This window comes from Acinetobacter sp. YH16031, from assembly GCF_013417335.1.
Classification (GTDB): Bacteria; Pseudomonadota; Gammaproteobacteria; order Pseudomonadales; family Moraxellaceae; genus Acinetobacter.
Genome location: NZ_VPED01000003.1, coordinates 97,201 through 117,431 on the forward strand (window position 1 = coordinate 97,201; position 20,231 = coordinate 117,431).

Consider the following 20,231-nt stretch of genomic DNA (forward strand, 5'->3'; position numbering starts at 1 on the left):
ATCATTAATTAAATTTTTATCCTTAAAATTCTCACTAAAGTTCATTTCGCACAAAAATAACTCAACCCTGTTTCATCTTATTGCACTATTGTATACCTTTAGGTAAACAAAAAATAAACATAAGTATTTGTATTTTAAATAATTTATTTTAAAAAAATATTGTATATTTTATGTAAAAATTATGCACCATGATTAAACTTTATTCAATTTCCCTCTCATTTTTGGACTACTTTCTTATTCATTAAATATTTATTTATTGCTTTGACAGGGGTCTCACTTCCTTCTTTCTTCAGATTCGATACACAGACTTCTTAATTTTTCTTCAGTATAACTCGACTAAATCAAACCAAATTCAATTAAATTAATATTTTTCAATTACTTAAAAATATAAAAATATAAAATTTTATAAGTTGGCATCCGCCTTGCTTAGATCAACCCAGCACTACTTCACATAACAAAAGGGTGAAATTTACGATGAAAAAAAATAAATTGGTCGGATCTATGGGGGCTCCAACCGTCAGCAAAAGACTACTCAAGTTAAGCGCACTCAGCTTAAGTATGATGTGTCTGCCGCTGGCCCATGCCGAAGAAGCTGCATCTGCTGAACAGCCAACTAAAGTTCAGAAAGTGACAGTGACGGGTTCATCAATCAAGGGGGTTGCTGCACAAAGTTCTTCACCAATCACCGTCATCAAAGGTGAAGATCTTGCGAACCAGGGTGTAACTACTGTTGAAGAAGCTTTAGTAAAAGTCAGTGCCAACCAGGCTGGTTTCTCTACTGCTCAAAACGTAGGTGCAAGTAATACTTCAGGTTCTACAGCCAACTTACGTGGTCTAGGCTCAGACAAAACGCTTGTGCTTTTAAATGGCCGCCGTCTTGCCTATAGTGCATTCAGTACAGATAGTACCAACTTAAACATCATCCCTATGGCGATGATTGACCGTATTGAGATTTTACGTGATGGTGCTTCTGCAGTTTATGGTGCAGATGCGATTGCGGGGGTAATCAACTTCATCACCAAATCTGAATACAATGGCTTAGGCGTTACCGGAGCCTTACATGAAACTGAACATTCAGGTGGTGAGAAACAACAAGCTGCGATCTTCGGTGGTTTCGGTGACCTGGATGAAAATGGCTTTAACGTCATGGGTGTCTTGGACTACCGTAAATCTAACCAGATCCATGCTCAACAGCGTAAAGTCAGCCGCCGTGGTGGTGTAATTCCTGAATTAGGTATTGATGCCGGCTCTGCAAGCGGCTTCCCGGCAAACATCTATGATCCAACCACTGGTTACTTAGGTAACCCATATCCAGATGACTGTAATAATGTTCCATGGTCTTCTCCAGATGACGGCTTCTGTTACCTGAATACGCAGGCTTTAATTGCGATCAAACCACAGGTTGAAACACTATCTGCATTAGGTAAAGGGACATTCAAGCTTAATGATTCATTAAATGCGGTTGGTGAATACGTGTTTACACGTTCTGAAGTATCCACTTCAATTGCACCAGACGTTTATGGCCGTACCGTGACTTTACCTTCAAGCAGCCAATACTATCCAGGTAATGGTATTACTCCAGCTATTACAGATGGCGAGTTAAGCGGTGACCCACTTCAACTTTACCTCCGTTCTCAGGCAGGTAACCGTCAAAGTATGTCAACCAATGACTCACACCGCTTCTTTGCCGGTATTGAAGGTGAGGCATTAGGCTGGGATATCAACGCAGGCGTGTCATACGCGAAAAGCGAAGCAACTGATGAATTTACAGGTGGTTACTTACACCGTAGCAACCTGCAAACTGCATTGAATGAAGGTCGTATCAACCCATTCGGTCCAGCACGTCCAGGCGATACCCCTTGGGAATCATTTGTGATTAATGGCGAAACTAACATCGCCTCTTTAGAGTCTACAACTGCAGACTTTACAATCAGCCGTCCAATTTTTGAATTACCTGCAGGTGATGTTGGCTTTGCCTTCGGTGGTAGCTTCACGACTCAGGACTGGGAAGCGAAAGTAAACTCTGAAATCGTGGCTCAAGTACCAGGTTCTGGTATTGATCCGAGCAAACCAATCAGTAAGGGTGATCGTGACATCACAGCATTCTTCACTGAATTCCAGATTCCAATCTTGCCAAGCCTGGAAGCTCAAATTGCTGCCCGTTATGATGACTACAGCGACTTCGGTGATACCTTCAACCCGAAAGTTGGTCTTCGTTGGGAACCAATGAAGGAAGTCATGTTCCGTGCATCTTATAGCACCGGTTTCCGTGCACCAAGCTTGTACGAAATCAACGCGCCAATCAGTGAAACCTGGACAGGTGCGAAATACAATGACCCTGTGTTATGTCCAGGTGGCACGCCAGTCGAACCTAAATACCAGGTTGAATGTAATACCCAGTTCAAGCGTACCCAAGGTGGTTCACCTGACCTGCATCCAGAAGAATCTACATCGTTCACTGCTGGTTTAGTATTTGAACCAATCAAAAACCTGGTTTTCACTGCTGACTACTTCAATATCGAGATCGATGGTCTGGTAGGTACAGTGGGTGAATCATCAATCTTTGGTAATCCAGACCTTTATGCAGACCGTTTTATACGTGATAGCGAAGGCCGTATCCAGCACATCCGTACTACCCTGATGAACTCTGGCGGTTTAAAAACTTCAGGTGTAGACCTGAGCCTGAACTACCTGACACCTAAAACATCTACTGGTCGTTTCGGTTTCGGTATTGATGGTACTTACGTGATCAATCTGGACTACCAAAGTGAACCAGGCGGTGAATGGTCTGGTCTGGTAGGCAAATATGAAGACCCGGCAGTAGTTCGCTGGAAACATGTTGCCAACCTGAACTGGTCTTATGAAGACTGGAAAATGATCTTTGAACAACAGTTCACTCGTGGTTATGAAGACTACTCTGGCGAACGTGATGTGGGTGACTACACACTTTATAACTTCGCAACAACTTATAAAGGCTTCAAAAACCTGGAGTTGACTGGCGGTATCCTCAACATCTTTGATGAAGAGCCTGCTGCATCTGATGTTCTGGATAACTTCCAATACGGTTATGACCCTCGTTACTCAGATCCTACAGGTCGTACTTACTACATCCGTGGTACTTACAAATTCTAAGACAAGCTTTCTGCAAATACAGCGCCATGCTGTATTTGCAGTATTCATATCATTTTAGCCAAACAAAAAATAATGCAGCTACATCAGCTTTGAAATAAACCGTTATTTCTTGTTTGTCTTAAATTCCAGGAGTCATGATGAGCACAACGTTTGAAGACATAGAAAAAAGCTCCGCCAAAAAGTTAACTGGAATTGGTGTCGTGATTTTCTTGCATATCCTGGTGGGCCTGGTGCTAATGGCAGGTATGGCAAAAGACATCATCAAACCGTCAGAAGAACCGGTTGAATTGATGATTATTCAGGATATTAAACCACCAGAACCAGAACCACCGAAAGAAACCCCACCTGAGCCACCTAAAATAGTAGAGAAAGTGGCACAGGTTCCTGAGGTTAAACCGGTAGAAAAAGTGGTTCCAGTACAGAAAACACAACCTACACCAACAGTCACTCAACCGGTTGCAGAACCAACACCTGTAGCTGCAGCAACACCATCCCCAAGTCCAGTGGCTGCACCAGCCCCAGTTGTTGCAGCAGCGCCTGCTGCTCCACCGCAACCAACTGGCGTTACACGCGGTGTATCTCAAGGCGAAGCTGGCTGTAAGAGTCCGGAATATCCACGTGATGCATCAATGAAGGAAGAGCAAGGTAATGTGCTGATCTCTGTCTTTGTGAATACCGACGGCAAAGTGAAAGAGGCCAAAGTAAAAAAATCCAGTGGCAGCCGTTCACTCGACCGTGCAGCGTCCAAGGCTTTCAGCTTATGTACCTTCAAACCTGCAATGAAAAATGGTGAACCACAAGAATCTTGGTACGACATTCCCTACGAATTTATCTTGGACTGATCCAGACAACAGATTAAAAACAAAATGAGGAGATTCATTATGAAAAACGCACGACACATTTTAAAAAATATCACTGCTGCAAGTGTCATTGCGGCAAGTACTTTACTACCTTTGCAAACCGTATTTGCTGAAGAATCCCCTACACCTGCAACGACAGTCACTGAAACGGCAACCCCAACTCCTGCGACTGTCGCTGAGCCTACACCGCCAGCACCTGCTGCAGCTGAAAAACCTGCCAGCAACCCTTATGGTCTGGAAGCCATGTGGAAAGAAGGCGACATGGTGTCTAAAGTGACCCTGTTCATTCTGGTGATCATGTCGATCGGTACCTGGTACATCATGATCACCAAGTGCTTGCAACAAGGCAAGATTCGCAAACAAGCCAAAGAAGCAGAGCATCAGTTCTGGGAATCTTCTTCTCTGGATAATGCAGCGCAAAATCTGGATGAAGCCAGCGTATATCGTTTTATCGCTGAAAAAGGCATCAAGTCAACCAAAAACCATGGCGGTACTTTACTAGAGCGTATCGACTTTAATACCTGGGTTACGATTTCTATTTCACGCGCAGTCGACAAGATTCAAAGCCATCTGAGTGGTGGTCTGGCCTTCCTTGCAACTGTAGGTTCTACTGCACCTTTCGTAGGTCTGTTTGGTACCGTTTGGGGCATTTACCATGCCTTGACTGCAATTGGTATTTCAGGACAGGCATCAATCGATAAAGTTGCTGGTCCGGTCGGTGAAGCACTGATCATGACTGCAATCGGTCTGGCTGTGGCAGTTCCGGCAGTACTTGGTTACAACTGGTTAACTCGCCGTAATAAAGCTGTAATGGAAGAAGTTCGTACCTTCGGTTCTGACCTGCATGCTGTATTACTGAGCGGTGAAATCAGCTCAAACAATCCTGTTCACCGCGACACAAAATAAAAATGGGGGGGTCAACCATGGGAATGATGGTCAATTCAAACGACAGCGATGATGAGGTCATTGGTACCATTAATACCACGCCTCTGGTTGATGTGATGCTGGTACTGCTGATTATCTTTCTGATTACAGTACCGGTTGCAATTCATACCGTACCGGTCGATCTGCCTGAAGAACGTAATGTCCCGTATGAAACCAAGCCGGAAAATATCCAGCTGGCAGTCAATAAAAATGGCGATATTTTCTGGAATGAATCCTATATTCCGGACAAGGCAATTTTACTGACCCGTTTACAGGCAGAAGCCCAGAAACGTCCTCAGCCTGAGGTGCATATTCGCGGTGATCAAAGAACAGCTTTTGAAGCGATTGATCAGGTCATCAGTACTACCCAGCAAGCAGGTATTGGCAAGATTGCATTTGTCACGACCCCGCCCGCTTCACCTTAAGATTGAGGGAGAATCCAGTTATGGGAATGAATGTCGGCTCAAATCAGGATGATGATGTAATGCTGGACGTCAACATGACACCATTGATTGATGTCATGCTGGTCTTGCTGATTATGTTTATTATCACTATTCCATTGCCGAATAATTCGATTAATATCAACCTGCCGAATGGTACACCACCACCGACTGAGGAAAAACCGCCAGAGATTGTGAATTTGCGTCTCGATGCTCAAGGCCAGATCTTCTGGAATGATCAGCCGGTGGCCAATGCTCAAGCGCTGGAAGCCTTATTCAAGACCGTGGCGCAAAAAGCCGATCAGGATCAGATTAAAATCAAGGCTGATCGTGCAACTGAATACAAGCATATCGCGATGGTGATGGCTGCGGCTCAGCGTCTGGAAGTGAAAAAAATCGGAATTGTCAGTAACAAAAATTCTTAAGTCTATAGAATCAAAAAACCCAGCATCTGCTGGGTTTTTTATTATTCAATATCTTACATTTGTGACTGGATATAGTTTTGTAGACCAATCAGCTCGATCAAACGTAACTGTTTTTCTAACCAGTAAGTATGATCTTCTTCCGTATCCGACATTTGCTGGCGCAGCATGTCACGGGTCACATAATCGCCCTTCTCTTCACAAAGTTTGACCCCTTGAGCCAGCTTTTCACGGACATGATACTCAAGCTTCAGGTCAGCTTTCAGGCAGGTCACCACATCTTCACCAACTTCGATGTCATCACGCTGCATATTTGGCGTACCTTCAAGAAAAAGGACACGACGGATCAGGGCATCTGCATGCTGTGCTTCTTCCTGCATTTCATGGTCGATGCGTTCAAAGATTTTAGTCAGACCCCAATCTTCATACATACGAGAGTGAATCAGGTATTGATCACGAGCAGCCAGTTCGCCACCGATCAGCATATTTAAATAATCTACGACTTCTGGATTACCGCGCATTTGAATTACTCCCTGCTTTTATCATCCTATTATGGAGAAAAGATTTTTGATTTGCAAAAGCAAAATTATGGTAAATGTCTGATTTTTATATAATTAAAATGAGAAGCACTTGCATTTACGCTCTCTGTTCGGCCAAATCCCATTTATAAAACAACATCTTGCATTTTTCGTTCCGTTTTTATTCATTCTAGCAAGCTGGAATATTCAAACGTTAATTTTTGTAAATATTAATAAGTACTTATCTTGTTGCTTATTTTTATCTTGGACTCACCTGTTTGGCCTGGTTCATGCATAATTGTGCCTACGATGAAAGAAGTCAAAACAACAACGGTTTAAATATGACATTACAACATAGCACAGCACCTGTTCTGGTCACCGGCGCATCTGGCTATATCGCCAGTTGGGTGATCCAGAAACTTTTAAAACAAGGTTATACCGTACACGCCACTGTACGTGACCTGAATAAAACCCAGAGTTATACACACCTTGAACAAATTGCAGACAACAGCCCGGGGACCTTAAAGCTGTTTGAAGCTAACCTGCTCAAGCCCGGTTCTTTTGATGCGGCCATGGAAGGTTGTGAAATTGTCTTTCATATGGCCTCGCCTTTTGTGGTCACCAATTATAAAGATGCGCTCAAAGACATTATTGAACCGGCAATTCTGGGTACGCAAAATGTGCTGAATAGCATCAATAAAACTGAATCTGTCAAACGTGTGATTGTCACCTCAAGTATTGCCTCAACGTATGGCGATGCGATTGATATTTTGCAAACCGAGCACACCAGTTTTGATGAATCTCACTGGAATACCACCAGTTCAGAAACCCATCAGCCTTATCCATATTCCAAAGTCATGGCAGAACGCAAAGCTTGGGAAATGGCGGAAGCACAGGATCGCTGGGATCTGATCTGTATCAATCCGGCACTGGTCTTTGGGGAATCCTTAACGCCTAATACTCAATCAGGCAGTGTGGAAGTTCTGCAACAGTTTGCCAATGGCATGACCTTGCTGGGTGTTCCACCAATGTGGAATGGTGTGGTGGATGTTCAGGATGTTGCTGAAGCCCATATCCGTGCTGCATTTAATCCGGAAGCGCATGGCCGTTATATTATCTGTAGTGAGACTTTGAGCCTGCTAGAAATGGGTAAAATCCTGCGTGAAGCATTTGGTCCAAAATTCCCGTTTCCGCGCAACCAGTTGCCAAAAACGGCTTTCAAGATTTTTGGTCCTCTGGCAGGCTTTAGCCGTAAATTTGTTGAACTCAATATGGGTTATCCAATTTTCTTTAATGCACAAAAAAGTAAGGATGAACTCGGTCTGGAATATCGTCCAGTGAAAGAAAGTCTGGTCGAACATTTCCAGCAATTGCTGGATGATGGTGTGGTGAAGAAATATATTCCTTAATTGTACGAGCTCAAACCTGATCTGACAGTGACCGATTTTTTATGGTGTCTGTCAGATTAAATTTGAGCTACTACACCGACTTATGCGCCCACAAGCTCACTATTCCTGCATAAAAACAAGCTAAGCAGAAGTCCAACGCGCATTTTTCCACGCTTGCTGTTGCTTTGTATCTAGAAAAGTCCAAGCCACAAAACGACTCTCTTTTTGCCCCTGCGTCATTTTAATAGTTTTTACATCCACTGCACCGCACTTACGCAAGGTATTTAACAGCATAGGCAATGTGGTTTTCTTAGAAACCAGTGTACTAAACCAAAGACATTGCTCAGCAAACTGTGTGCTCTCTTGTACCATTTGGCAAACAAAGCGTTCTTCTCCACCGTCACACCACAGCTCGTTCTTTTGTCCGCCAAAGTTTAACACCACCTTAGAGCGATCAACCGGTTTGCCAAGTTTGCGTAATTTTTGCGTTGCTGTGGCATTTGCCTCATCTTGCGAAGCATGAAATGGTGGGTTACACAGGGTCAAATCAAAACGATCTGAAGGTTTAATCACACCTTTGAAGATATTGCTCGGTGTCTTCTGCAATCGAATCTGAATCCCCTTCCTGAGATTCGGATTTGCCTCCACGATAAATTGAGCGCTTTTAACCGATGCCGAATGAATGTCTGAGCCGACAAATTTCCAACCATAACTACGATGCCCAATGATCGGATAAATACAGTTCGCCCCTACCCCAATATCTAATACGTGAACGGCGTGTCCTGTTGGAATCTGACCTTTATTATTGTCACTTAACAGGTCGGCCAAATAGTGAATATAGTCGGCTCTACCCGGAATCGGTGGGCAAAGATAATCTTGAGGAATATCCCAATATTGAATGCCATAAAAATGCTTGAGCAATGCTTTATTGAGCATTTTCACAGCTTGAGGATCAGAAAAATTGACTGAAAGATCGTTATATTGATTCGGGCTGACAAAAGGCGCAAGTTCCGGACAAGTCTTGATAAGCTCAGGAAAATCATAACGACTGCGATGCAGATTTCGTGCATGTAATTGCGATTTTTGTTGCGGAAAAGATTTCTTTGCTTGCGCCATGTGTATGCCAATCATCAACGGGAGAATAGAATCAATCAGGCAGGATCTATACCTGCAAATGAATCGATATTGTACGTGAATTCAACTTACATTGCCGAACCCGTCCTTGTATTTGTCTATCCTCCCCCTCCATTCACCTATAGTTTTAAATTAGCAATAAAAAAGACATCTCAAGATTCATCATCCTAGGTGTCTTTTTTATTTGAGTCATTGTTTAGAGCTAATTATTCTTCGATTTGCCCATGCTCTTTCATCAAAGCAATAAATTGCGCTTCATTGATCACAGGCACACCGAGTTTTTCTGCTTTATCGAGCTTAGAACCGGCTTTTTCACCCGCCACCACACATTTGGTCTTGCTAGAGACACTGCCACTGACCCGTGCACCTAATGCTTGCAGTAATTGCGTCGCTTCATCACGTCCCATAGAACTTAAAGTTCCAGTCACTACCCAGCTTTCACCATTCAGTGGTTGGCGCGTTGGTGCAATTGGCGCATCCCAATGAATACCAGCAGCCAACAAGCGATCCAATACTTCCAAGTTATGCGGTGCCTGGAAGAAATCAACAATCCATTCTGCGGTAATATCACCAACATCCGGTGTTTTCTTTAAAGCCTCTACATCAGCACTACGCAAAGCGTCGAGAGTCTGGAAAGTATTGGCCAGCATACGGGCTGTGGTTTCACCCACGCCACGAATACCGAGTGCATAAATAAACGCTGCTAATGTAGTTTTCTTACTGTTTTCAATCGAATCAATGAGATTCTGAACGGACTTTTCGCCCATTTTCTCGATTTGCAGCAATTGCTCACGGTGTTCATGCAAGTGATAAATATCCGAGACATCTTTCAAAAGATTGAGATGTAACAGTGACTCTACCCAGCGATCGCCCAGACCTTCAATGTCCATGGCCTTACGAGACACGAAGTGACGAATCGTCTCGATACGCTGCGCAGCACAATACAGCTCTCCCGAACAACGTGCCAATGCTTCACCTTCCGGCATCACCACCGGAGAATCACAGACCGGACAGTTCTCAGGTAAATGCACTTCTACCGCATCGGCAGGACGAAATTCTGGCCAGACTTTTTCAACTTTAGGAATCACGTCACCACTACGATAAACGCTGACGGTATCCCCGATTCTTACATCCAGACGATGAATTTCACCAATATTATGCAGGGTCACATTAGAAACCGTCACACCGCCCACAGCAACCGGATTTAAACGTGCCACAGGCGTTAGAGTCCCGGTACGGCCCACTTGCCAGTCAATATTTTCAACGGTGGTCAATGCCGCAACCGCAGGGAATTTATAAGCGGTTGCCCAACGTGGTTCACGGCTCAAGAAACCCAGTTTCTGTTGTTGTTTCAGGTCATTGACTTTGATGACCATACCATCGATTTCGACACTAAGCTTTGAACGTTCTTCAATAATCTGCTCGTAAACCTTTTGCACTTCCTGGATGCTACTGCAGATGAAATGGCGCTCACCAACAGCAAAGCCAAACTGCTGTAGCCATTCCAGACTGGCTGACATCGTGGTTTGACCATGATGCGGTACACACTGGGCAATCCCATAGGCATAGAAAGCCAAAGGTCGAGAAGCTGCAATATTCGGATCAAGCTGGCGTAAACTGCCGGCCGCGGCATTACGTGGATTGGCAAAGGTTTTTTCGCCTTTCGCAGCATTGGCTGCATTCAGGCGTTCAAAGCCAGATTTCGGCATCAGCACTTCGCCACGTACTTCCAGTAATTCTGGAATCACGCCATTCACTGGAGACAGGAATTTCGGCAGGTTACGGATGGTTTTGACATTCTGGGTAATATCTTCGCCAGTTTCCCCATCACCCCGGGTGACACCACGAACCAGTACGCCATGTTCATACCAAAGGGAAATCGCCAGACCGTCAAATTTCAGCTCAACATCGTATTCGATCTTTTGATTGGGTAAGCGCTCTTCAATACGGCGTGCGAAAGCAAACAGGTCATCCTGATTAAACACGTTGCCCAAAGACAGCATTGGCACTGCATGCGTTACGGTCAAAAATTTGGAAAGTGCCTGACCGCCTACTTTGACTGTCGGTGTGTCTGGCTGCTGTAAATGTGGATATTGTTCTTCTAAGGCTTTGAGCTGATGAAAGAGCTGATCATATTCACTGTCTTCAATCGTAGGTTGATCCATCACATAATAAGCATGATTATGCTTGGCAATCAGTTGAATCAATTGACGCATTTGCGCAATGACAGTGGCATCTTGGGTCATAATTTCACCATAAAAAAGGGCGGAAAATCCGCCCTATACAATATTCAGCTTTTCGCTATTATAAAAATCGGATTCTGCAGATTCAATATTGGAATATTAAACTTCTGCAGTCTGTCCAGCACGATAATCAATCGCCTGATGACGCCAGAATTCACGTAATTGTGGGGTCATTTCCTGCTGGTTCTGATCATACACCAGACCATCCACTTCACGCGCAATCAGACGTGAAATGCTGTCCATAGTATCGAAGGCATTCTGTACATCGCTATGCGGTAAAGCCAGGAAGAACGCCAAACCTTTGACTTCTTCAGTCGACAGAGTTTCTAGGTCAAAACCTTCCATCCCTGTATCTGCCATACGTAATACCGAAAATAGCAATTTTGAGCCATCTTCACTATAACGATGGAAACATGCCAACTCACCATAACGCAGGCCATATTTCAGTAAAACTTTTAGAGTTTTTTCACCTGAAAGAGCACGGCCTTGTGGATAAACATGCAATGAAATAATCGTTTCAGCATTGGCTAGCGAACATTCTTCATCCACAATTTTTTGCTCATGGAGATGTGCATCGAGAATACTGCTTTCATCATTAAAGTCAGAAATTTCAGCTTTTTCAATATTACTATTCAGGCTAAATTCAGCGGCTTTAGGCTCTTTTTCTTCTTCTGCTACTTCTACTGTTTCAGGCTTGTTTTCTTGTTCAGCTGACGTAGTGTTTTCTTCTGTTTTGGCTGCTTCCTCTGCAACCACCTGTGTATCGAGCGGACTTGCTGCTTTGGTTTCTGGCTGGGCGGTTTCAGTCAAAGTTGGCTCTACTTTGACTGCTTCTTTTTGTTCTGTCTCAGGTGCAATGTTGTCTACTGCTTCTTCATTCAGACTTGGTTCAACACGTGCAGCTGCCGGACTTTCGGTTTTAGACAGTTGAGAACGTACATGCCTCGGAATAACCGGAGTCTGGCTGTCAGGATCAATATGAAGATCCGCATCCAGTGACGGTACAGCCTCCGCAGGTTTTTTCAAGATCAGTCTTATGCCGAATAGCATAATCACAATTGCAATAACAATCCCGATAATTGTGGTGATTTCCATGTTATACCTCCGCAGCTAAGCCGTATTCTTTTGCCTGTTCCAAATTTACTGTCACTAATTTTGAGGTTCCCGGTTCAGGCATGGTTACACCTAAAAGATCAGTCGCCATCATCATTGCAAGTTTGTTATGGGTAATATAAATAAATTGCACTTGTTCAGAAAGCTCTTTGACTAAATTACAAAAACGTCCCACATTGGCATCGTCCAGCGGTGCATCCACTTCGTCCAATACACAGAATGGTGCCGGATTTAAGCGGAAAATTGCAAAGACCAGTGCTAATGCGGTTAAAGCTTTTTCACCACCAGAAAGTAATGCCAGTGAACTGTTGCGCTTGCCCGGTGGGCGAGCCATCAGTTTTACACCCGATTGCCATCCATCTTCAAGACTTAAACTCGCTTCACCGCCCTCAAATACTTTCGGGAACAGGTTTTGTAGCTCGGCATTGACCTGATCGAAGGTATTCATAAACAGCTTGCGGGTTTCCTGATCAATACTTTTCATTGCTGCCTGCAGCTGTTCAACGGTATTTTCCAGGTCCTGAATCTGATGGCTGAGTTCGCCATAGCGTTTCGAAACTTCTTCATACTCTTCAGAAGCTGCCAGATTCACCGCACCCAGTTTATCGAATTGAGCCTGTGCTTTTTCCAGTTTAGCCTGATGTACTTTTACATCAATATTTAGCCCTGAAATTACTTCACTATTCAACTCTTTCAGCTGCTCTGAATAATGCTGTAAATCGGATTTTGCTGCCTGCCAGGCCAGACGTTTGGCTTCAAGTTCAGTACGCAATTGTTCATCTTGCTGCTGGAAAGTATGGCGCTGCTCAGTCAAGTGCTGCTGCTTGCTCTGGATCTGATTCAGCTCGATCTGCCAGTCTGCCCAGGTTTTTTGCAGTTTTTCCGTGATCAGTGCCTGTTCATTGAACTGGCTCTGTAAAGCAGGTAATTCCAGTTGTACCGGATCGACAAACTTTTTGGCCTGTTCTATTTGCGCAATAATCTGTTGATATTGCTCTTTTAAAAACAGCTGGTCTTTTTCCAGCAGTTCAGCCTGCTGCTGACTTTGTACCGTTTGACGGCGCAGTAATTCTAATTCCTGCTGCGCCTGCTGAGTGACTTGCTGTGAGTCTTCCAGCTGGGCATTGAGTTCTTCCAGCTGGAATTGCAAGGTTTTGTAATTTGGCAGTGCCTGTTCCAGTTTCAGATTCAGTGCATGCAGATCAATTTCCAGATCGTCTTTCTGCATCGCATCTTCTTCCAGTTGCTCGTCCAGTTGCTGTAACTGGTTCTGCAATTGCTGTTTCTGTACTGCAAAGGCCTGTGTCGCACTCTGGACTTTAGCAATATTCAGATCAAGCTGTTGTAACTGCTTTTGTGCCTGCTTCTGCTGCTCATTGATGCTCTGAATCTGGCTCTGTAAAGCTTTCACTTGAGCATTTAACTTAGGAAGCTGTTGCTCTAGATCTGCGAATTTTGGTTCAAGCTGAATCAGTTGCTGCTCGATTTCATCCAGACGAATACGATGACTCAGTGCTCCTTGTCCCGCCTGACTGGCTTCATCATAGTCCAGTGCAATCATCCAGTCGGGTCCGACATGATAGCCATCCAGACTTAAGATCGACTGGCCTGGTCTCAGCTGAGTTTGTAAACCAAGTGCCTGTTTAAAGTTCTCAGCTACGGCTACCTGTTGCCAGAGCGAATATTGAGGCGCTTCAATCCAGTCTGCTAAACAAGAGAGTTCAGCGATCTGAATATTATCCTGTGTCGTCTGAGCTTTGAGCTGGCGTGCACTATTCTCTAAAAAATGCTCAGTTTCTTCTAATACTTGTGCAGAAAGCCATTTCGACAGGAACTTTTCAATCAGGCTGGCATGAGCCTTGGCCTGTGGATTCAGCTTCAACACCTGCATTAACTGCACTGCATCCGCTTTGGCATCTGGATTGGCTTTGGTCAGTAACTGGCTCAGGTTTTTGCGTTCTGATTGCAGCACCTGAATTTCCGATTTCAGCTGCATGAACAATTGCTGCTGACTTGCCTGTTCTGCCTGTAGCTGCTCAAGCTCAGTTTTCAGTGTTTTGAGCTGAGTCTCAAAGCCAGTGATTTGCTGTTCAGCTTCAGCTTTATCAGCCTGATACTGTTCCAGCTCATCTTGCTGCGCCTGCTGCTGAATTTGTGCTGCCTGCTGTTGCAAGGTTTCTTTTTGCTGTTCAATCCGGACAATATTTTTAGCCAGCTGTTCACTTTGCGCCAGCATTTGCTGTTTACGTTGTTGCTGTTGCTCAACCTGGGTTTTAATTTGGGTAAACTGGGCAGCAATCGTGCCTTGCTGGGATTTCAGATCAGTCAGACTCTGATTTTGTTCCTGACTTTGACCTTCCTGCTGCTGTAATTGTGCAGTCTGATCTTCGAGCTGCTGATGCAGGGTGTCCAGTTGCAATTCAATCAGCTGTAAACGTTCTTTGGTCTGTGCTTTTTGTTCTTCCAGCTTCACCAGACTGCTTGAGTTCTGCTGCAATAAGGACTGCTTTTGCTGCAGGGTCATTTCCAGTTCACTCAGTTTTTTCTCAGCCTGTTGCCATTCTGTTTGTAGTGGCGTGGATTGCTGAATCAGGCGCTGGAACAGTTCACTAATGGCTCCCAGATCATGCTCAACAGTGGTCAATTCAGAACGTACCAGCTTAAAATTCTCGCCCAGCGTATTCATCTGCACAGTATATTCTTCTTGCAGACGCTGGCTTTGTTCACACTGGAACGACAGGATTTCAATCTTGATGGTACGGATCTGGCCTTCCAGTTCCTTATATTGAATCGCAGTTTCTGACTGGCGTTTTAAGGTTTTAAGCTGAGACTTGAGTTCAGAGGCAATATCTTCCAGACGCGACAGGTTCTGCGTAGTGTGATCCAGATGCAGCATGGTCTCGCGGCGACGTGCCTGATAACGGGAAACTCCTGCAGCTTCTTCAATAAAAACCCGCATTTCTTCAGGCTTGGCATCTACCAGACGGTTAATCATGCCCTGTTCAATAATTGCATAAGAACGCGGCCCCAGACCGGTTCCCAGGAAAATATCGGTAATATCACGACGTCGGCATTTGGTGCCATTCAGGAAATATTCAGACTTGCCATCACGGTTGACCTGACGACGCACTGCCAGCTCATTATAGGCATTATACGCACCGCCCAGCTTGCCATAGATATTATCAAAGCGCAGTTCTACACTAGCGATGCCCACCGGTTTACGCTTGGCAGTTCCGGTAAAAATCACATCCTGCATGCTGCCACCACGTAGTTGGCGCGCACTGGACTCACCCATCACCCAGCGTATGGCATCAATCACATTTGATTTACCACAACCATTAGGTCCCACCACTGCAGTCCGGTTATCCTTGAAGTGTAAGGTGGTACTGTCAGCAAAAGATTTGAAGCCTGAAAGTTTTAAACTGCTTAAACGCATAGTGTCCTGATTTAACGTCGTGAGCGTCTGGCCCACGCGAGTTCAATTTGTTTCATCCGTGTCAGAGATTCCAACACAAGGTTGCGCAAGTGTCGACAAAAATCTTCCATAAATAACGTCGCCTGATGGGATTTACGAATTAAAATCGCTTCCGTCACCAGTTTAAATAATTCAAAAGATTCCTGTAGCTCACGTCTTGAAATATTCAGGGTCAGAAAATAGCTACGGCGTAAAGATGGTAATAGTTCCTGATAGTAGCGCATCAGGTAAAGATTACCGACCATCTCCTGTTGCTGGGCCATTCCCTGAAAGATCAAATCATAAAACTTTTCGGTATGGCCTTGGCGGGTTTCGGCTTCCAATTGTTCTAATAGTAGCTGAATGCGCTCTGCCTCATGACTGCGCCAGGTCTCTGCCATGCGATGTACCATCTGCCCCAGCAATAAAGAGGTCAGGTCAAACAGGGCACGAACCTGCATGGCCGACATTTCCGAAACAATGGCGCCACGACGCGGGAAGATTTCAATCAGCTGGGTACGTTCAAGCAAGAGCAAGGCTTCACGGACTGATCCCCGACTGACGTCAAGTTCCGATGCAATTCTGAGTTCCTGGATGCGTTCGCCTTCAACCAGTTCACCCCGGATAATCTGTTCACTGATATGCTTGGCAATCTGTTCAGACAAACTGTGTGCTTCTTGTTGTTGCATACTGTTCCTGTCTTATTTTTATTGATGCAAGTGCAGTCATTCTGGATGACTTTTCAGTTATTAAACGGCTTTTTTGCAGAAAATACTTTGACATTGTCAGACAATCTTGTGTCTATACAGCCAACCCAGTCAAAGAAAAAGGAGAATAGTGACCTATTCTCCTCAAAAATTTAGCTTAACTTTAGCTGATAAAAAAATGAGTAGTTCAGGCAGTAAAGCCTTGATAGATAAAATACAGACCAACTGTAGTCAGTAAGGCCGCAAAACATTTTTTTAGTAGAACTGGTGATAATAAATGCGCCACTTTTGCACCAAATTTTGCAGTGATGAAACTCATCACACTAATACCAATAAACGCATAAATATGAATATAACCCATCGTATTTGGTACTTCGACTTCAGCTTTCTGACCAAACCAGATGAAACCTAAGGCACCGGCCACTGCGATCGGCAAACCGCAGGCAGCAGAAGTGGCTACTGCTTTCTGGATGACGACACCACAACGATTCAGGAAAGGCACAGTCAAACTGCCACCACCAATTCCAAAGATGGCTGATGCCACACCAATGCCGCCGCCTGCTACCAACTGTAATGCGGCTGAAGGCAATTTCTGATTCGGATCAACCTGATAATGCGCGCCTCTAAACATTCTGAACGCAATCCAGACTGCAAAGAAGCCAATCAGCAATTGCAGACCTTGACCCGATAAATAATCTGCAATACCAGCTCCTAAGAATGAGCCAATAACCAGACCGGGTGCCAGATTACGCACTACATCCCATAACACTGCCCCTCTTTGATGATGTGCCATCACCGAACTGATTGAGGTCACAATAATTGTGGCCAGAGAAGTTCCGACTGCCATATGCATAATCACGCTTGGATCGTACTGGAGCTGGGTAAAAACAATGTACAGAATTGGCACGATAATCAGACCACCACCAACGCCAAACAGGCCTGCGGCAAATCCTGCAATTGCACCAATCAATAAATATATGATTAACTCCATAACGACATTTACCACGTTTAGATTCAAATGGATGTAGAAACTCGCGAACTGCAGCAACGTTTAAGTCAAGCAGGCCAACTCCCTGAAGTATTGCTGATCAAGCCCATTACCACATCGACCAATGACGATGTCCGGGAACTGGCAACCAAAGGGGTACAACAGGTACTGGTGTGTAGCCGCGTGCAAACCCAGGGACGTGGACAGCGTCAACGTCAGTGGATTTCTCCTGAGGGGAACATCTATTTAAGCACATTGCTGCATACACAAAAAGCAATCGATGGTCGTCTGGCGCTGGAAATTGCATTAAATATCCTGCAAATGCCAAGTCTAAAAGGACTGGACTTGCAGGTAAAATGGCCCAATGACCTGTACAGCCTGCAAGGGAAATGGGGCGGCATTCTGATTGAACCGATTTCGACCCAACAGGTGGTGGTCGGCGTCGGGATCAATGTCAGCCCACTCACGGAAAGCATTCCAGATCAGCAGGTGACTTCTCTGACTGAATTGGGACTACAGCATGCTTCACGTGTAGATCTGATTGCTGAGTTGTATCTGGCTATTCAGCAAGCGGGTGAATGGTTTAATTATGGCAGTCAGAATCTGCCGGCACGGTTTAACCAATATGCTGCATTTTTCCAGCAAACAGTTGAATTTACCGATATTCAAGGCCAATATTCCGGAACTTTTCTCGGCATTCAGGACGATGGTGCAGTCATTATTGAAACGGATGCAGATACACAGACATTTTATCAGGGGCAACTCCGTCTCAAAAACGGCGGCTGAACAGGCATCATTCAATGAAAAAACTATGGTTGGATATCGGCAATACACGGCTCAAATACTGGATTACGGAGCAGAACCAGATCATTGAACATGCCGCGGAAATGCATTTGCAATCCCCTGCCGACTTACTTCTTGGCTTGATTCAGCACTTTAAGAGTTTAGGCTTGCATCAGGTCGGAATTTCTTCAGTACTGGACAAAGCGAATAATGTCCGTATTCAATCGATTTTGACCTGCCTGAACATTCCTGTAGTTTTTGCCACGGTACAGGCACGCTATGCCGGTTTGATCTGTGGCTATGATGATCCTTCCCAGCTTGGGATTGACCGCTGGTTGCAGGTGCTGGCCGTTGCCAAGTCAACTCAGCAAAATTACTGTGTCATCAGCTGCGGGACTGCCCTGACCATTGATCTAGCTCAGGGCCAGAAACATCTTGGTGGTTATATTCTGCCAAACCTGTATTTACAGCGCGATTCCCTGATCCAGAATACCAAAGGCATTAAAATCCCGGATGCGGCTTTCGAGGAACTCAGTCCTGGGCGCAATACCATTGATGCCGTGCATCATGGCATTTTATTCGGTCTGCTCAGCACCATTGAAAAAGTACTGCAAGATTTTCCGGCACAGTTGATCCTGACTGGTGGAGATGCTGCGCTGTTTGCACAGCATCTCGAACGGTTTCAGCCCGTGATTGAACCAGACTTATTGCTTAAAGGCCTGCAGCATTTTGCAGATCATTTGCCAGACACAGTTTGAGCAGCTCGAGCAACTTTGAAAAATCTGCATAGCCATCCAGCTTGTTAAAATGCCCTGCGTTTTTGATTTCAAAAATCTGTGCATTCAGGCTATGGCCCAAACGCAGTGAAATCGGTGCAGGCACATAAGGATCATTACTGGAAAGCAGCATGACAAAGCGTTTGGCACCATGTGATAGATTGTTCAGATCTAACTTTACTGCCTGCACCATTTTATTCAGTTCCGACCAAGCCACCAGTGGTGTATCAAAAGCTGCGACTAACATGAGCCCGCCAATTTTCAATTGTGTACGGCTATAGTGTTCTTCAAGAAACTTTAGAGCACTTAAGCCACCCAAGCCATGCGCAACAATGAAACTATGCTCATCCAGATGCGGAATCTGCAGCTTCAGGTTGTGCTGCCATTCTTCTAGATCAGGTTGAAAAGGGTTGGCCAGCATGATCCGTTTGGCCTCGAACCCTGCGTCTTTGATCTGCCGGCTTAACCATGGATACCAATGGTCATTTGAGGTCGCCTGATAATCAGGCACGATATAGACTTTCTTCGTTATATTTTTCATAGCATTGTACTTATTATATTAAGAGCAAAATGCTCCGACAAAAGTTAAGTTTTTAATTATTAGCGGATGAAATTCAATATTCCTTATTTAATTTCATCCTGTCATCATTGAACCAATCTGTTCATCATCCTCCCTATTCAGTGGAAGATTGGATCAGATAAGGCTGAATCACTCGCCAGACTTCTGGCAGTTCAATACAGCCTTGAGAATTAATGAAATGCCCTTGATGTTCGGCACAGACTACGATTGCATCCAGACTTTCCGCTTGCTCCAGACTAAAGTCAGGCTGAACCCGATCATCACCTTCCGAATAAATCACTACACGTTCATCAATCTGACGTTTCAGTAAATCAAAATCTACTTCAGCCGCGTCAATGAACGGATTAACTTCTTCCAGACGTCCCAGTCTGCCATTGAAACCGGCCACCAAAACCAGTTGTTTGATTCTCTGATTTTTTAATTCGCGACTTAAATAATGTAATGCAGCCAGACAACCCAGACTATGCGCAATAAAAATACTGTTTTCGTCAATCCCGTCAATCTGTTCACGCATTTGCTGTTCCCAGACCTCCAGTTTTGGCGTAGTTGACGGGTCAAGTCTGAGTACTTTCAAGCTGACATGTTCCTGCTGGGCTTTTTCCTGAATCCATGGAAACCAGTTTTCTTCAGGACTTGCGGTATAGCCATGCACCACAATCACTTGAGTCATTAGAAACATCCTTCTGTATTATTTTATTTCGAATGTTTTCGAGTCTGCCTGATTTTTCTAGAAATTTGGGTAAGCAAATGTTGTTTTGTTTAAACTGGA

17 protein-coding genes are annotated in these 20,231 nt (G+C 44.6%); 8 read left to right on the plus strand and 9 right to left on the minus strand.

What is annotated here, in order from left to right; all coding sequences use genetic code 11:
• The first annotated feature begins 474 nt into the window (after nucleotides 1-474).
• The 5 genes from FTV31_RS02410 to FTV31_RS02430 all read left to right on the plus strand — a co-directional run bounded on the left by FTV31_RS02410 (nucleotide 475) and on the right by FTV31_RS02430 (nucleotide 5,781).
• Nucleotides 475-3,132: a TonB-dependent receptor gene (locus FTV31_RS02410; protein WP_180012859.1), complete on the plus strand. Its 2,658-nt coding sequence runs from the start codon at nucleotides 475-477 to the stop codon at nucleotides 3,130-3,132.
• Between the two features lie 137 nt (nucleotides 3,133-3,269).
• Nucleotides 3,270-3,974 carry an energy transducer TonB gene (locus FTV31_RS02415; protein WP_180012860.1) on the plus strand — a complete coding sequence of 235 codons (705 nt, stop codon included), beginning with the start codon at nucleotides 3,270-3,272 and terminating at the stop codon, nucleotides 3,972-3,974.
• A 39-nt stretch (nucleotides 3,975-4,013) separates the two neighbouring features.
• Nucleotides 4,014-4,898 (plus strand): MotA/TolQ/ExbB proton channel family protein, encoded by an 885-nt coding sequence (locus tag FTV31_RS02420; RefSeq protein ID WP_166136694.1) that lies wholly within the window; start codon nucleotides 4,014-4,016, stop codon nucleotides 4,896-4,898.
• Between the two features lie 17 nt (nucleotides 4,899-4,915).
• Entirely contained in the window at nucleotides 4,916-5,341 is a 426-nt protein-coding gene (locus FTV31_RS02425) for a biopolymer transporter ExbD (RefSeq protein WP_005234255.1), read from the plus strand.
• Between the two features lie 20 nt (nucleotides 5,342-5,361).
• Nucleotides 5,362-5,781 (plus strand): biopolymer transporter ExbD, encoded by a 420-nt coding sequence (locus FTV31_RS02430; RefSeq protein WP_180012861.1) that lies wholly within the window; start codon nucleotides 5,362-5,364, stop codon nucleotides 5,779-5,781.
• Between the two features lie 53 nt (nucleotides 5,782-5,834).
• On the opposite strand, the gene bfr is transcribed toward FTV31_RS02430, so the two are convergent.
• A complete protein-coding gene (gene bfr, locus FTV31_RS02435) occupies nucleotides 5,835-6,299 on the minus strand; it encodes a bacterioferritin (RefSeq protein WP_004783337.1) in 465 nt (154 codons plus the stop codon).
• Between the two features lie 338 nt (nucleotides 6,300-6,637).
• Between bfr and FTV31_RS02440 the strand changes: the two genes are divergently transcribed.
• A complete protein-coding gene (locus FTV31_RS02440; RefSeq protein WP_180012862.1) occupies nucleotides 6,638-7,705 on the plus strand; it encodes an aldehyde reductase in 1,068 nt (355 codons plus the stop codon).
• 120 nt (nucleotides 7,706-7,825) lie between these two features.
• Here the strand turns inward: FTV31_RS02440 and rlmF are convergent, their stop codons facing one another.
• From rlmF to FTV31_RS02470, 6 genes are all read right to left on the minus strand, one after another.
• The gene (gene rlmF, locus FTV31_RS02445) at nucleotides 7,826-8,800 is read right to left on the minus strand and encodes a 23S rRNA (adenine(1618)-N(6))-methyltransferase RlmF (RefSeq protein ID WP_180012863.1); all 975 of its coding nucleotides are present in this window, start codon (nucleotides 8,798-8,800) and stop codon (nucleotides 7,826-7,828) included.
• 224 nt (nucleotides 8,801-9,024) lie between these two features.
• Nucleotides 9,025-11,064, minus strand: coding sequence for an NAD-dependent DNA ligase LigA (ligA, locus tag FTV31_RS02450; protein WP_180012864.1), 2,040 nt, complete (start codon nucleotides 11,062-11,064; stop codon nucleotides 9,025-9,027).
• A 96-nt stretch (nucleotides 11,065-11,160) separates the two neighbouring features.
• Complete coding sequence (locus FTV31_RS02455) at nucleotides 11,161-12,156, minus strand: cell division protein ZipA C-terminal FtsZ-binding domain-containing protein (RefSeq protein ID WP_180012865.1); 996 nt, start codon at nucleotides 12,154-12,156, stop codon at nucleotides 11,161-11,163.
• A 1-nt stretch (nucleotide 12,157) separates the two neighbouring features.
• Nucleotides 12,158-15,610 (minus strand): chromosome segregation protein SMC, encoded by a 3,453-nt coding sequence (gene smc, locus FTV31_RS02460; protein WP_180012903.1) that lies wholly within the window; start codon nucleotides 15,608-15,610, stop codon nucleotides 12,158-12,160.
• An 11-nt stretch (nucleotides 15,611-15,621) separates the two neighbouring features.
• The gene (locus tag FTV31_RS02465; protein ID WP_005234246.1) at nucleotides 15,622-16,317 is read right to left on the minus strand and encodes a GntR family transcriptional regulator; all 696 of its coding nucleotides are present in this window, start codon (nucleotides 16,315-16,317) and stop codon (nucleotides 15,622-15,624) included.
• A 205-nt stretch (nucleotides 16,318-16,522) separates the two neighbouring features.
• Nucleotides 16,523-17,326, minus strand: coding sequence for a sulfite exporter TauE/SafE family protein (locus FTV31_RS02470; protein ID WP_180012866.1), 804 nt, complete (start codon nucleotides 17,324-17,326; stop codon nucleotides 16,523-16,525).
• Between the two features lie 27 nt (nucleotides 17,327-17,353).
• Between FTV31_RS02470 and FTV31_RS02475 the strand changes: the two genes are divergently transcribed.
• Entirely contained in the window at nucleotides 17,354-18,109 is a 756-nt protein-coding gene (locus FTV31_RS02475; RefSeq protein WP_180012867.1) for a biotin--[acetyl-CoA-carboxylase] ligase, read from the plus strand.
• A gap of 14 nt (nucleotides 18,110-18,123) precedes the next feature.
• On the plus strand, nucleotides 18,124-18,864 hold the full coding sequence (locus FTV31_RS02480; RefSeq protein ID WP_180012868.1) for a type III pantothenate kinase: 741 nt from the start codon (nucleotides 18,124-18,126) through the stop codon (nucleotides 18,862-18,864).
• Here FTV31_RS02480 and FTV31_RS02485 read toward each other — a convergent pair.
• Both FTV31_RS02485 and FTV31_RS02490 read right to left on the minus strand, forming a co-directional pair.
• Nucleotides 18,818-19,423, minus strand: a complete 606-nt coding sequence (locus FTV31_RS02485) for an alpha/beta hydrolase (RefSeq protein WP_180012869.1) — start codon at nucleotides 19,421-19,423, stop codon at nucleotides 18,818-18,820. The two genes, FTV31_RS02480 and FTV31_RS02485, sit on opposite strands and share 47 nt — an antisense overlap.
• A gap of 133 nt (nucleotides 19,424-19,556) precedes the next feature.
• Entirely contained in the window at nucleotides 19,557-20,132 is a 576-nt protein-coding gene (locus tag FTV31_RS02490; RefSeq protein ID WP_180012870.1) for an alpha/beta hydrolase, read from the minus strand.
• Nucleotides 20,133-20,231: the final 99 nt, after the last annotated feature.

What these genes read in the sequence shown, in the direction of transcription:
- FTV31_RS02410 (WP_180012859.1), top strand. Translation starts at nt 475, where the DNA reads ATGAAAAAAAATAAATTGGTCGGATCTATGGGGGCTCCAACCGTCAGC.
- FTV31_RS02415 (WP_180012860.1), top strand. Translation starts at nt 3,270, where the DNA reads ATGAGCACAACGTTTGAAGACATAGAAAAAAGCTCCGCCAAAAAGTTA.
- FTV31_RS02420 (WP_166136694.1), top strand. Translation starts at nt 4,014, where the DNA reads ATGAAAAACGCACGACACATTTTAAAAAATATCACTGCTGCAAGTGTC.
- FTV31_RS02425 (WP_005234255.1), top strand. Translation starts at nt 4,916, where the DNA reads ATGGGAATGATGGTCAATTCAAACGACAGCGATGATGAGGTCATTGGT.
- FTV31_RS02430 (WP_180012861.1), top strand. Translation starts at nt 5,362, where the DNA reads ATGGGAATGAATGTCGGCTCAAATCAGGATGATGATGTAATGCTGGAC.
- bfr (WP_004783337.1), bottom strand. Translation starts at nt 6,299, where the DNA reads ATGCGCGGTAATCCAGAAGTCGTAGATTATTTAAATATGCTGATCGGT.
- FTV31_RS02440 (WP_180012862.1), top strand. Translation starts at nt 6,638, where the DNA reads ATGACATTACAACATAGCACAGCACCTGTTCTGGTCACCGGCGCATCT.
- rlmF (WP_180012863.1), bottom strand. Translation starts at nt 8,800, where the DNA reads ATGGCGCAAGCAAAGAAATCTTTTCCGCAACAAAAATCGCAATTACAT.
- ligA (WP_180012864.1), bottom strand. Translation starts at nt 11,064, where the DNA reads ATGACCCAAGATGCCACTGTCATTGCGCAAATGCGTCAATTGATTCAA.
- FTV31_RS02455 (WP_180012865.1), bottom strand. Translation starts at nt 12,156, where the DNA reads ATGGAAATCACCACAATTATCGGGATTGTTATTGCAATTGTGATTATG.
- smc (WP_180012903.1), bottom strand. Translation starts at nt 15,610, where the DNA reads ATGCGTTTAAGCAGTTTAAAACTTTCAGGCTTCAAATCTTTTGCTGAC.
- FTV31_RS02465 (WP_005234246.1), bottom strand. Translation starts at nt 16,317, where the DNA reads ATGCAACAACAAGAAGCACACAGTTTGTCTGAACAGATTGCCAAGCAT.
- FTV31_RS02470 (WP_180012866.1), bottom strand. Translation starts at nt 17,326, where the DNA reads ATGGAGTTAATCATATATTTATTGATTGGTGCAATTGCAGGATTTGCC.
- FTV31_RS02475 (WP_180012867.1), top strand. Translation starts at nt 17,354, where the DNA reads ATGGATGTAGAAACTCGCGAACTGCAGCAACGTTTAAGTCAAGCAGGC.
- FTV31_RS02480 (WP_180012868.1), top strand. Translation starts at nt 18,124, where the DNA reads ATGAAAAAACTATGGTTGGATATCGGCAATACACGGCTCAAATACTGG.
- FTV31_RS02485 (WP_180012869.1), bottom strand. Translation starts at nt 19,423, where the DNA reads ATGAAAAATATAACGAAGAAAGTCTATATCGTGCCTGATTATCAGGCG.
- FTV31_RS02490 (WP_180012870.1), bottom strand. Translation starts at nt 20,132, where the DNA reads ATGACTCAAGTGATTGTGGTGCATGGCTATACCGCAAGTCCTGAAGAA.